The 12,677-nt window shown below is 66.3% G+C and carries 11 protein-coding genes; 1 reads left to right on the forward strand and 10 read right to left on the reverse strand.

The window, feature by feature from the left end; genetic code table 11:
• Window positions 1-68 precede the first annotated feature (68 nt).
• The 4 genes from ACV22Z_RS27380 to secA all read right to left on the reverse strand — a co-directional run bounded on the left by ACV22Z_RS27380 (window position 69) and on the right by secA (window position 5,577).
• Window positions 69-512 (reverse strand): NUDIX domain-containing protein, encoded by a 444-nt coding sequence (locus tag ACV22Z_RS27380; protein WP_448079400.1) that lies wholly within the window; start codon window positions 510-512, stop codon window positions 69-71.
• A complete protein-coding gene (locus ACV22Z_RS27385; protein WP_448079401.1) occupies window positions 509-1,378 on the reverse strand; it encodes an ATP-binding protein in 870 nt (289 codons plus the stop codon). Before ACV22Z_RS27385 ends, ACV22Z_RS27380 begins: the two co-directional genes overlap by 4 nt.
• A gap of 19 nt (window positions 1,379-1,397) precedes the next feature.
• On the reverse strand, window positions 1,398-2,639 hold the full coding sequence (gene argJ, locus ACV22Z_RS27390; protein ID WP_448079402.1) for a bifunctional glutamate N-acetyltransferase/amino-acid acetyltransferase ArgJ: 1,242 nt from the start codon (window positions 2,637-2,639) through the stop codon (window positions 1,398-1,400).
• 142 nt (window positions 2,640-2,781) lie between these two features.
• Window positions 2,782-5,577 (reverse strand): preprotein translocase subunit SecA, encoded by a 2,796-nt coding sequence (gene secA, locus ACV22Z_RS27395; RefSeq protein ID WP_448079403.1) that lies wholly within the window; start codon window positions 5,575-5,577, stop codon window positions 2,782-2,784.
• Window positions 5,578-5,833: 256 nt separating this feature from the next.
• Here secA and ACV22Z_RS27400 point away from each other — a divergent pair, with 256 nt between their 5' ends.
• Window positions 5,834-6,310, forward strand: a complete 477-nt coding sequence (locus ACV22Z_RS27400; protein ID WP_448079404.1) for a DciA family protein — start codon at window positions 5,834-5,836, stop codon at window positions 6,308-6,310.
• Window positions 6,311-6,390: 80 nt separating this feature from the next.
• On the opposite strand, the gene lpxC is transcribed toward ACV22Z_RS27400, so the two are convergent.
• The 6 genes from lpxC to ACV22Z_RS27430 all read right to left on the reverse strand — a co-directional run bounded on the left by lpxC (window position 6,391) and on the right by ACV22Z_RS27430 (window position 12,606).
• Window positions 6,391-7,308, reverse strand: a complete 918-nt coding sequence (gene lpxC / locus ACV22Z_RS27405) for a UDP-3-O-acyl-N-acetylglucosamine deacetylase (RefSeq protein WP_448079405.1) — start codon at window positions 7,306-7,308, stop codon at window positions 6,391-6,393.
• Window positions 7,309-7,548: 240 nt separating this feature from the next.
• Window positions 7,549-8,055: a redoxin family protein gene (locus ACV22Z_RS27410; RefSeq protein ID WP_448079406.1), complete on the reverse strand. Its 507-nt coding sequence runs from the start codon at window positions 8,053-8,055 to the stop codon at window positions 7,549-7,551.
• A 184-nt stretch (window positions 8,056-8,239) separates the two neighbouring features.
• Window positions 8,240-9,439: a cell division protein FtsZ gene (gene ftsZ / locus ACV22Z_RS27415; RefSeq protein WP_017333468.1), complete on the reverse strand. Its 1,200-nt coding sequence runs from the start codon at window positions 9,437-9,439 to the stop codon at window positions 8,240-8,242.
• 193 nt (window positions 9,440-9,632) lie between these two features.
• The gene (ftsA, locus tag ACV22Z_RS27420; protein WP_124509643.1) at window positions 9,633-10,865 is read right to left on the reverse strand and encodes a cell division protein FtsA; all 1,233 of its coding nucleotides are present in this window, start codon (window positions 10,863-10,865) and stop codon (window positions 9,633-9,635) included.
• A 26-nt stretch (window positions 10,866-10,891) separates the two neighbouring features.
• Window positions 10,892-11,644: a cell division protein FtsQ/DivIB gene (locus tag ACV22Z_RS27425; RefSeq protein ID WP_448079407.1), complete on the reverse strand. Its 753-nt coding sequence runs from the start codon at window positions 11,642-11,644 to the stop codon at window positions 10,892-10,894.
• Window positions 11,645-11,664: 20 nt separating this feature from the next.
• Window positions 11,665-12,606, reverse strand: a complete 942-nt coding sequence (locus ACV22Z_RS27430; protein WP_448079408.1) for a D-alanine--D-alanine ligase — start codon at window positions 12,604-12,606, stop codon at window positions 11,665-11,667.
• Between the last annotated feature and the right edge of the window lie 71 nt (window positions 12,607-12,677).

The following is a 12,677-nucleotide window of genomic DNA, read 5'->3' on the forward strand; positions in this document are numbered from 1 at the left end:
CGTCCTGCGGCGAGCGCACGATCGCGTGATCGTGATTCGGGCCCGCCACTGCGGACGAGCCCCGGACTTCAGCGTTGCGCTTCGTCCTTTGCAAGCAGTTCCAGGATCGGCAGCGCCGCAGGCAACAGCGGCGCAACGTCGACCGGCAGGTGCTGCCAGACGAACGCCTGCCCTTCCTTGCTGTGCGGCTCGCCCGTCCAGCCCGTCACCTTGCAGAAATAGAGCCGCACATACGCGTGCGGATAATCGTGCTCGAGCGTGTGCCAGCGATGGCAGGCCGTGACGACGATGCCGAGTTCCTCGTGGAGTTCGCGCGCGAGCGCGTCCTCGACGCTTTCCCCGGCCTCCAGCTTGCCGCCCGGAAACTCCCAGTAGCCTTCGTACGGCTTGCCCAGCAGGCGCTGCGCGAGCAGATACCGGCCGTCCGGCTGCACCATGATGCCGACCGCGACTTCGGTCACTTTCCGGCCGTCGGGCGCGTGCACGGCGTCCCGTGCGATGTCCGTGCTCATGCCTGCTCCTTGCGGCCCGACCAGTCGCGCGCGAACTGCCACGCGACGCGTCCCGAGCGCGAACCGCGCTCGAGCGCCCAGACGAGCGCATCGCCGCGCGCCGTTTCGATCTCGGCGTTGTCGCAGCCGAAATGGTGCAGCCAGTGCGCGACGATCCCGAGGTAATCGTCCTGCTTGAACGGATAGAAGCTGACCCACAAACCGAAGCGCTCGGACAGCGAAATCTTCTCCTCGACGACTTCGCCGGGATGGATCTCGCCGTCGGGCAGGTGCTTGTACGTCTCGTTGTCGCTCATGTACTCAGGCAGCAGATGGCGGCGATTCGACGTCGCGTAGATCAGCACGTTGTCCGATTGCGCGGCGACCGAGCCGTCGAGCGCGACCTTCAGCGCCTTGTAGCCCGACTCGCCTTCCTCGAACGACAGGTCATCGCAGAACACGACGAAGCGCTCGGGACGCTGTGCGATCAGCTCGACGATATCGCCGAGATCGTGCAGATCGTCCTTGTCGACTTCGATCAGGCGCAGCCCGTCCTTCGCATACGCGTTCAGGCACGCCTTGATCAGCGACGACTTGCCGGTACCGCGCGCGCCCGTCAGCAACACGTTGTTGGCCGGCTTCTGCTGCACGAACTGCCGCGTGTTCTGCTCGATCAGGCTTTTCTGGCGATCGATGTTGTGCAGGTCGGCGAGCGTGATCGTCGATGCGGCCGGCACCGGCTGCAGATAACCGCGCCCCTGGCGCTTGCGCCAGCGGAACGCGTGCGCGGCGTTCCAGTCGACGGCGGCCTGCGCCGGCGGCAGCATCGCCTCGAGACGGCCGAGCAGCGCTTCCGCGCGCGTCAGAAACTGTTCGAGCTTGTCCATGATGATCGACCGTCCTCGATCAGGAACGGTAGTCCGCGTTGATGCTCACGTAATCGTGCGACAGGTCGCACGTCCAGATCGTCGCCTGCGCGTCGCCGCGGCCGAGCAGCACGCGGATCGTGATCTCGCTCTGCTTCATCACGCGCTGGCCGTCCTCTTCCTGGTAGGCCGGGTTGCGGCCGCCCGCCTTCGCGACCAGCACGTCGTCGAGATACAGGTCGATCTTGCCGACGTCGAGATCGCCGACGCCCGCGTAGCCGATCGCCGCGAGAATGCGGCCGAGGTTCGGGTCCGACGCATAGAACGCGGTCTTCACGAGCGGGGAGTGGCCGATCGCGTATGCGATCTGGCGGCACTCGGCGACATTGCGGCCGCCTTCGACCTGCACCGTCATGAATTTCGTCGCGCCTTCGCCGTCGCGCACGATCAGCTGCGACAGCACTTGCGCGACTTCGGTCACCGCGTCGCGCAGCCCCGCGTACGCGGGCGAATCGGTCGACGTGATCTCCGGCAGCGTGCTCTTGCCGGACGCGATCAGGATGAACGAGTCGTTCGTCGACGTGTCGCCATCGATCGTGATGCAGTTGAACGAGCGGTCCGCGACTTCCTTCACGAGCGCGTCGAGCACCGGCTGCGCGACCTTCGCGTCGAACGCGAGGAAGCCGAGCATCGTCGCCATGTTCGGCTTGATCATGCCCGCCCCCTTGCTGATGCCCGTCAGCGTGACCGTGTGGCCGTCGATCGTCACCTGGCGCGACGTCGCCTTCGGCAGCGTGTCGGTCGTCATGATCGCCTGTGCCGCGTCGTACCAGTGCGCAGCCTGGCGGTTCGCGAGCGCCGCCGGCAGGCCGGCCTTCAGGCGGTCGATCGGCAGCGGCTCGAGAATCACGCCGGTCGAGAACGGCAGCACCTGCGACGGCTCGACGCCCGCGAGGCGCGCGAGCTCCGCGCAGGTCTCGCGTGCGTGCGCGAGGCCCGGCTCGCCGGTGCCCGCGTTCGCGTTGCCGGTGTTCACGACGAGCGCGCGAATGCCCGCGCCGCCCGCGCGCACCGTTGCCAGATGCTCGCGGCACACGGTCACGGGCGCTGCACAGAAGCGGTTCTCGGTGAATACGCCGGCGACCGTTGCGCCTTCCTCGACGGAAATGACCAGCACGTCCTTGCGATTCGGCTTGCGAATGTTCGCCTCGGCCCAGCCCAGCGTGACGCCGGCGACGGGATGCAGTTGGGCGGGATCGATCGACGGAAAATTGACAGCCATGGGGCACACCTGCCGGAAGGAAAATGCCGGCACATGCCGGCATCGATTGGAAGAACCGGCGGCCGCACGCGCGGACCGCCGCAACTGACATCACTCACGCGAAGCTGCTGGCGAAGCGGCGCGTTTCGCGCGCCGCCTTCGATCATGACAGCTTGCCGTGACAGTGCTTGTACTTCTTGCCGCTGCCGCACGGGCACGGATCGTTGCGGCCGACCTTCGGCATCTCGCCGCCGGGGCCGCTATGCGTCATCGCGCTGCCGACCATCTCGGCCGTCGCAGCCGCGACCGCCGCGCCGCCTGCCACCGGTGCGCCGGCTTCCGCGAACTCGGCATGCTGGTACTCGACGTTATCGAGATTGCCGCTGCCGCGCTCCTCGATCTGCTCGGCCGCTTCCTCGAGCTGCTCGGGCGACTGAATCTGGACGTTCATCACGATCCGCGTGACTTCCTGCTTGATCGCCTCGAGCATCGCGGCGAACAGCTCGAACGCCTCGCGCTTGTACTCCTGCTTCGGGTTCTTCTGCGCATAGCCGCGCAGGTGGATGCCCTGGCGCAGGTGGTCGAGCGCCGCGAGGTGCTCGCGCCACAGGCGGTCGACCGCCTGCAGCATCACCGAGCGCTCGAACGCGCTGAACGACTCGCGGCCGACCAGTGCGACCTTCGACTCGTACTGCTCGTCGGCCGCGGTCGTCACCGCTTCAAGAATCTCGTCGGCGGTGATCGACGACGACTCGTTCACCATTTCCTGGATCGCGAGATCGAGCTGCCAGTCGTTGCGCAGCGCTTCCTCGAGCTCGGGCACGTCCCACTGCTCTTCGATGCTGGCCGCCGGCACGAACTGGCGAACGACTTCGCTGATCACGCCGTGACGCATCGCGGTGATGGTCTCGGTGATGTCGTGCGCTTCGAGCAGCTCGTTGCGCTGCTGGTAAATGACCTTGCGCTGATCGTTCGCGACGTCGTCATACTCGAGCAGCTGCTTGCGGATGTCGAAGTTGCGGGCCTCGACCTTGCGCTGCGCAGATTCGATCGAGCGCGTGACGATGCCGGCCTCGATCGCCTCGCCTTCCGGCATTTTCAGGCGGTCCATGATCGAGCGCACGCGGTCGCCGGCGAAGATGCGCAGCAGCGGATCGTCGAGCGACAGGTAGAAGCGCGACGAGCCCGGATCGCCCTGACGGCCTGCACGGCCGCGGAGCTGGTTGTCGATCCGGCGCGACTCGTGGCGCTCGGTGCCGATGATGTGCAGGCCGCCCGCGGCCTTCACCTGCTCGTGCAGCGTCTCCCATTCGTCGTGGAGCTGCTGGATGCGGCGCGCCTTTTCGTCCGCCGGAACCGACTCGTCGGCCTCGATGAACGCGGCCTGCTTCTCGGCGTTGCCGCCGAGCACGATGTCGGTACCGCGGCCCGCCATGTTGGTCGCGATCGTGATGCGCTTCGGACGGCCCGCTTCGGCGACGATCGCCGCTTCACGCGCGTGCTGCTTCGCGTTCAGCACCTCGTGCGGCAGCCCGGCCTGCTTCAGCAGGTGCGACAGCAGCTCGGAGTTCTCGATCGACGTCGTGCCGACGAGCACCGGCTGGCCGCGCTCGTGGCAATCGCGAATGTCGCGGATCACCGCGTCGTAGCGCTCCTTCGCGGTCTTGTAGATCTGATCCTGCTTGTCGATCCGCTTCGGCGGACGGTTGGTCGGGATCACGACCGTCTCGAGACCGTAGATCTCGTTGAATTCGTACGCTTCGGTGTCCGCGGTGCCGGTCATGCCCGACAGCTTCGCGTACATCCGGAAGTAGTTCTGGAACGTGATCGACGCGAGCGTCTGGTTCTCGCTCTGGATCTTCACGTGCTCCTTCGCCTCGACCGCCTGGTGCAGGCCGTCGGACCAGCGGCGGCCCGCCATCAGGCGGCCCGTGAATTCGTCGACGATGATCACCTCGCCGTTCTGCACGACGTAGTGCTGGTCGATCTGGAACAGCGTGTGTGCGCGCAGCGCCGCGTACACGTGGTGCATCAGCGTGATGTTCTGCGGCGCATACAGGCTCTCGCCGTCACCGATCAGGCCCCACTCGGCGAGCAGGCGCTCGGCCTTCTCGTGGCCCGACTCCGTCAGGAACACCTGGCGCCCCTTTTCGTCGAGCGTATAGTCGCCCGGCTTCTCGACGCCCGTGCCGTCGGCCTTCTCTTCGCCGATCTGGCGCTCGAGCAGCGGCGGCAGCGCGTTCATCCGCACGTACAGCTCGGTGTGGTCCTCGGCCTGGCCCGAGATGATCAGCGGCGTACGCGCTTCGTCGATCAGGATCGAGTCGACCTCGTCGACCACCGCGAAATTGAGCGAGCGCTGCACGCGCGCGCCGGTCTCGTAGACCATGTTGTCGCGCAGGTAGTCGAAGCCGAACTCGTTGTTCGTGCCGTACGTGATGTCGGACGCGTAGGCCTGCTGCTTCTGCTCGTGCTCCATGCCGGACAGGTTGATGCCGACCGACAGCCCGAGGAAGTTGTAGAGGCGCGCCATCCACTCGGCGTCACGCTGCGCGAGGTAGTCGTTGACCGTCACGACGTGCACGCCGCGGCCCGACAGCGCATTCAGGTACACGGGCAGCGTCGCGACGAGCGTCTTGCCTTCGCCGGTGCGCATTTCGGCGATCTTGCCGTAATGGAGCACCATGCCGCCGATCAGCTGCACGTCGAAGTGGCGCATCTTCAGCACCCGGCGGCTCGCCTCGCGGCAGACCGCGAACGCCTCGGGCAGCAGCTTGTCGAGCGACTCGCCGGCCGCGATTCGCTGGCGGAACTCGTCCGTCTTGCCGCGCAACTGGTCGTCCGTCAGCTTCTCGATCTGCGTTTCGAGCGCATTGATCGCCGCGACGGTCTTTTGATATTGCTTGACGAGCCGCTGGTTGCGACTGCCAAAAATTTTCTGGAGAAAACCGGTTGTCATCGGATCGGATCCTGCGTCGCAGCACCGGCGCCCGGCGCGAGTTGCGCGCCCCGACGCCCGAGCCTCGGCGGCTTAGCGTATGAGTGGATTCAAACATCGAATTTTAGCACGCGGGGGAGCACGCGCCGGTGTCATGGCTTGACGGCCGACGCGTCCCGGCAACCGGGCGAGCGGCGCGAAAGCCCGCCGCAGGCGCGCCGCCACGGGTACAATCGGCGTCAACGTCCGCGCGCGTGCGCGCCCGAAGAATGCCTCGATGAACCGATTTTCCAAGCGTTTCGGCCCGCTCGCCGCGTATCGCCCGCAACCCGTGTCCGAAGTGCTCAACCGCACCGACGCATTCGCGGCGCTGCGCGCCGGCGTCGAACAGGTCGCGTCGCTGCAGCGCGACCTCGCCGCGCTCCTGCCCGACTATCTTGCGAACCACATCGAACCGGGCTTCATCAAGGACGGCACCCTGACCCTCTTTGCCGCGCACAACGCGCTGGCCGCGCGGCTGCGGCAGGTCGAGCCGCGGCTGCTCGCGGATCTCCAGCGGCGCGGCTGGCCGGTGACGACGCTGCGCGTGCGCGTGCGGCCGAAGGACGCGCCGGAGCCGCCGCACGTGAAGCAGGCGCGGATGACGTCGGTCGGCGCGGCCGCGCTGCGCGATCTCGCCGACCATCTCGAACCGTCGCCGCTGCAGGCCGCGCTCGCGCGGATGGCCGCGCGGCATGGCGCGAAGCCGCGCTGACGGCACGCGCCGCCGGCGGCGGCCGGCCAACGAAAAAGCGGCCCGAAGGCCGCTTTTTTATCGTTTGTGCAAACCGCCGCTCACGCGAATGCCGTCTGCATATCGAACGCGAAGCCTTTCGGCGCGGCCTGAGGATCGTCGAACGTGACGATCTCGTACGCGTCGTCGTGTGCGAGCAGCTCGCGCAGCAGCGCGTTGTTCAGCCCGTGACCCGACTTGTACGCGGTGTACGACGCCAGCAGCGGATGGCCGACCACATACAGGTCGCCGATCGCATCGAGCATCTTGTGCTTCACAAACTCGTCGTCGTAGCGCAGCCCGTCGTTGTTCAGGATGCGGTACTCGTCGAGCACGATCGCGTTGTCCATGCTGCCGCCGCGTGCGAGACCCAGCTCGCGCATCATCTCGACCTCGTGTGCGAAGCCGAACGTGCGTGCACGCGCGATCTCGCGCACGTACGACGTGTTCGCGAAATCGACCTCGAGCTCCTGGCCCGTCTTGTCGACGGCCGGGTGACGGAAGTCGATCGTGAACTTCAGCTTGAAGCCGAAATAGGGATCGAGACGCGCGAACTTGTCGCCGTCGCGAATTTCGACCGGCTTCTTCACCTTGATGAAACGCTTCGGCGCGTTCTGCTCTTCGATGCCGGCGGACTGGATCAGGAACACGAACGATGCCGCGCTGCCGTCCATGATCGGGATTTCCTCGGCCGTCACGTCGACATACAGGTTGTCGATGCCGAGGCCCGCGCATGCGGACATCAGATGCTCGACCGTCGACACGCGCGCGCCATCCTTCTGCAGCACCGACGCGAGCCGCGTGTCGCCGATCGACATCGCCGATGCCGGGATGTCGACGGGCGTGGGCAGATCGACACGCGAAAATACGATGCCCGTGCCCGGCGCCGCGGGACGGAGCGTCAGTTCGACCTTGCGGCCCGAGTGGAGACCGATACCGACGGTCTTCACGATCGATTTGATGGTGCGCTGCTTCAGCATGGTGTTCTTCGTCTTGATTGAAGATTTCAATCAGGAGTTATATTCGATAGGTGAGATTATAGCGTAATTCCCTATTCAACGCTGTTTGAAACTGCGTATCAAACTGTTTCGGCCGTTTACCCGCACCGATACGGGACGGGCCGACGCCCGGAACGGAGGCGTTTCCGGTCATCAGCCCGTGTTACAACTGCCCTGCGGCCGCTGCGCAACGTTGCCCGCAGGCAACGGCGCGCTGCGCAATCAGGACTTCAACATTGCCAGCACACTCGCCGCATCGCTCACTTCGAACTTGCCCGGCGCTTCGACGGCCAGCGTCTTGACCACACCGTCGTCGACCACCATCGCGTAGCGCAGGGAGCGAATCCCCATGCCACGCGCGGACAAATCCTGCGTCAGCCCCAGCGCATGAGTGAAAGCCGCGCTGCCGTCCGCCATCATGCGCACCTTGCCCGCGGTGTGCAGATCACGTCCCCAAGCGCCCATCACGAATGCGTCGTTGACGGACACGCACCAGATCTCGTCGATGCCGGCCGCGCGCAATTGCTCGGCGTGCTCGACGTAGCCCGGCACATGTTGCGCCGAACAGGTCGGCGTGAAAGCGCCGGGCAACCCGAAGATCACCACCCGCTTGCCCGCCGTCTGCTCGCGCACGCTGCGGGCGTTCGGCCCCAGCGTACAGCCGTCTTGCGCGTCGTCGATGAACTCGAACAGTTGCGCGTCGGGCAGCGCGTCGCCCACTTGAATCATGCCTGGTCCCTCATAGCGATACGGTTTCGCGTGTTACACGGACAGCACGGCCCATCCCGCCCCGCCGAAGCGAAGAGGGCACGTTTCCCGGCCCGGCGTCGCAGCCGACGCGGCCTGTCGTGGTCCGTAGCATCCGTCACGCGGCTACACCGCGGCGACCCCGCCGCGGCTTCGCCCGTGTGCGTCAGTCAGCCTGCTTGCGCAGGAAAGCCGGGATGTCGTACGTGTCGACACCCTTCTCCTGCAGCGCCTGCACGTGCGATGCCGCGGTTTCGCGCGAGTTGCGCCACACGGCCGGCGTGTCGAGCGCGCCGTAGTCGGCCGTGCTCACATGATGCGCCGGTGCGTAGCTGTTGTGCGACACCGCGTTGATCGGCTGGTTGTCCGTGCCGGTGCGCAGCAGCGTCATCGGTGCCGATTGCTGCTTCTTCGCCGCACGGCCCAGACCCGTCGCCACGACCGTCACGCGCAGCGCATCGCCCATCGCGTCGTCGTACACCGCACCGAAGATCACCGTGGCGTCTTCCGCCGCGTAGCTCTTGATCGTGTTCATCACTTCGCGCGTTTCCGACAGGCGCAGCGAACGGCTCGACGTGATGTTGACCAGCACGCCGCGCGCGCCCGACAGGTCGACGCCTTCGAGCAGCGGGCTCGCCACGGCCTGTTCCGCCGCGAGCCGCGCGCGATCGACGCCGGCGACCGTCGCCGTGCCCATCATCGCCTTGCCCTGCTCGCCCATCACCGTCTTCACGTCTTCGAAGTCGACGTTCACCAGGCCATCGACATTGATGATTTCGGCGATGCCGGCGACCGCGTTGTTCAACACGTCGTCCGCGCACTGGAAGCACTTGTCCATCTCGGCGTCATCGCCCATCACGTCGAACAGCTTGTCGTTCAGCACGACGATCAGCGAGTCGACGTGATCCTCCAGTTGCTGCGAACCTGCTTCAGCGACGCGCATCCGCTTGCCGCCTTCGAACTCGAACGGCTTGCTGACGACACCGACCGTCAGGATGCCCATCTCCTTCGCGATCTGCGCGACGACCGGCGCCGCGCCCGTGCCGGTGCCACCGCCCATGCCGGCCGTGATGAACACCATGTGCGCGCCGCGCAGCGCATCGGCGATGCGCTCACGTGCTTCTTCGGCAGCCGCACGGCCCATTTCCGGCTTCGCGCCGGCGCCGAGGCCGGTGTTGCCGAGCTGGATCACCGACGGTGCGCGCGAACGCGACAGCGCCTGCGCGTCCGTGTTCATCACGATGAAGTCGACGCCCTGCACGCCGCGGTTGATCATGTGCTGCACGGCATTGCCGCCAGCGCCGCCAACGCCCACCACCTTGATGATGGTGCCGTTGGTTTCGGTTTCCAGCATTTGGAATTCCATTGTTGCCTCCGTCAAGAAAATTACCGCTACTCGGCCGTTATTCGGCAGGAGATCGGGCAACCCCCTGTCGCGCGCCAGCCGCCGGCACCGGCGCGAATTCCGATTCGGTTCGTCCCCAAGAAAACCCCGGGCCGCCCCAAGTTTTCTTGGCCCCCTCGGGGGGCAGGCTCGGCATGCCGAGCCGTGGGGGGACTCAAAAATTGCTCAGGAACCATTCCTTCATCCGCGAGAAGATCTGCCCCGCGTTGCCGGACTGCACGGCGACCTTGCGGCCGCGCATGCGCTGGGCACTGCCTTCCACCAGCAGGCCCATCGCCGTCGAATAGCGCGGATTGCGCACGACGTCGGCGAGGCCGCCTGCGTACTCCGGCGCGCCGATGCGCACCGGTTTCAGGAAAATGTCTTCGCCGAGCTCGACCATGCCCGGCATCATCGCCGCGCCGCCGGTAATGACCACGCCGGAGCTCAGCAGTTCTTCGTAGCCCGACTCGCGCACGACCTGCTGCACGAGCGAGAACAGCTCCTCGACACGCGGCTCGATCACCGCCGCAAGCGCCTGGCGCGACAGCGTGCGTGGGCCGCGTTCGCCGAGGCCCGGCACTTCGACCATCTCGTCCGGATCGGCGAGCGCCTGCTTCGCGATCCCGTAGCCGACCTTGATGTCTTCCGCGTCCGGCGTCGGCGTGCGCAGCGCCATCGCAATGTCGCTCGTGATCTGGTCGCCGGCGATCGGAATCACCGCGGTGTGGCGGATCGCGCCTTCGGCGAAGATCGCGATGTCGGTCGTGCCGCCGCCGACGTCGACCAGCACCACGCCGAGATCCTTCTCGTCCTCGGTCAGCACCGCGAGCGACGACGCGAGCGGCTGCAGGATCAGGTCGTTCACTTCCAGCCCGCAGCGGCGCACGCACTTGACGATGTTCTGCGCGGCGCTCACCGCGCCCGTCACGATGTGCACCTTCACCTCGAGACGGATGCCGCTCATCCCGATCGGCTCGCGCACGTCTTCCTGGCCGTCGATGATGAATTCCTGCGTGAGGATGTGCAGCACCTGCTGGTCGGTCGGGATGTTGATCGCCTTCGCGGTCTCGATCACGCGCGCGACGTCCGTCTGCGTGACTTCCTTGTCCTTGATCGCGACCATCCCGCTCGAATTGAAGCTGCGGATGTGGCTGCCGGCGATCCCCGTGAACACGTTGGTGATCTTGCAGTCGGCCATCAGCTCGGCTTCCTCGAGCGCGCGCTGGATCGACTGCACGGTGGCCTCGATGTTGACCACCACACCCTTTTTCAGACCTTTCGATTCGCTCTGGCCGAGACCGATCACCTCGTAGTGGCCTTCGCCCTTCAGCTCGGCGACGACGGCCACGACCTTCGACGTGCCGATGTCGAGGGAAACCAGCAGATCTTTGTAGTCTTTGCTCATAAAGTGCTCTTGCGTGTGATCTCTCGTTACTTCTTGCGCTTGTCGGTATCGGTCAGGAACCGCATGCCCGCCGCGCGAATCGCGAATCCGTTCGGATAGCGCAGGTCCGCGTACTCGATGTCGTTGCCCCAGCGTTGCGTGACGGCCGGCCATGCGGCGACGAGACGCTGGCTCCGGTCATGCAGCGATTCGCTGTTGCGCTCCTTGCCCAGCTCGACCTGCATGCCGTTCGACAGCTTCACCGTCCACGCATAGCGCGCCGACAGCGTCACTTCCTCCGGCGCCGCCTTCAGCGGCGCGAACCAGTTCGTGAAGTCGCGGTACCGCGTGACGACTTCCTTCGCGCTGCCTTCCGGCCCGTCGAACGCGGGCAGCTCCTCGTCGAGCTCGCCCTGGTTAGCGGTGAATAGCTCGCCGTCGACGCTCACGAGCTGATTGCTGCCCCACGTCCCGAGCGGTTTGTACTCCTCGAGCGTGACAGCCAGCGCATTCGGCCATACGCGGCGCACGCTCGCGTGGCGCACCCACGGCATCTGCTCGAACGCAGTGCGCGCCGTATCGAGATCGACCGTGAAGAAATTGCCCTTCAGCCGCCCGACCACGCCCGCGCGCACGGTCGGCGCGTTGATGTGGTCGGTATCGCCATCGATCCGGATCTCGCGCAGCGCGAACGCCGGACGCTGGATCAGCCAGTAGCAGCCGGCCGCCGCCAACACGAGCAGCAGCAGCGCATACAGCGCGCTGGCGGCAAGGTTGAGTTGGCGAACGTTGTTCCACATGACGTCTTTCCGTTCCTGCTTCAGTCGTTGAGCGTGAGCGACAGCACCTTCACCACCAGCTCCGTGTAGCTGATGCCGACCGCGCGCGCGGCCTTCGGCGGCAGCGAATGATCGGTCATCCCGGGCGCCGTGTTCACTTCCAGGAAATACGCGTTGCCTGCGGCATCGAGCATGAAGTCCGCACGGCCCCAGTCGGTGCAGCCGAGCACGTCGAACGCGCGGCGCGCGACGCGCTTCAGCTCCGCTTCCTTGTCGGCGGGCAGGCCGCACGGAATCAGGTACTGCGTGTCGTTCGCGATGTACTTCGCGTGGTAGTCGTAGAACTCGCCGGCCGGCACGATCTTGATCAGCGGCAGGTCGAGATCGCCGGCGATGCACGCGGTGTACTCGCCGCCGCCCTCGATGCTCTTCTCGACGATCACGATCTTGTCGTGCGTCGCGGCTTCCGCGAGTGCAGCCGGCAGCGCATCGGCCGTCTTCACCTTCAGCACCGCGACGCTCGAGCCCTCGCTCGCCGGCTTCACGAACAGCGGCAGGCCGAGCTTCGCGACGATCTCGGCCGCGCGCGCGGCAAGATCGTCGCCGCGCAGCACCGTCTCGAACGGCGGCGTCGGCACGCCCGTCTGCTGCCACACGAGCTTCGTGCGGAACTTGTCGAGGCCGAGCGCCGACCCCAGCACGCCGCTGCCCGTGTAGCGGATCCCGTAGAAATCGAGCGCGCCCTGGATCTGGCCGTTCTCGCCATAACCGCCGTGCAGCGCGTTGAACGCGCGCACGAACCCTTCATCCTTCAGCGCCGCCAGCGGCCGCTCGGCCGGGTCGAACGGATGCGCGTCGATGCCCGCGTCGCGCAGGCCCTGCAGCACGAGCCGGCCCGAATTGAGCGACACCTCGCGCTCCGCGGACACGCCGCCGAGCAATACCGCCACCTTGCCGAAACGTTTCGGATCGATCCCGCTCATGTCATCCTCCGCCGGGCCGCCGCACGCCCCGAAAGAGACGCATGGTGGGGACGGGGGGGCTGTGCCCCCCC

The sequence above is a fragment of the Burkholderia sp. PU8-34 genome, assembly GCF_053427725.1.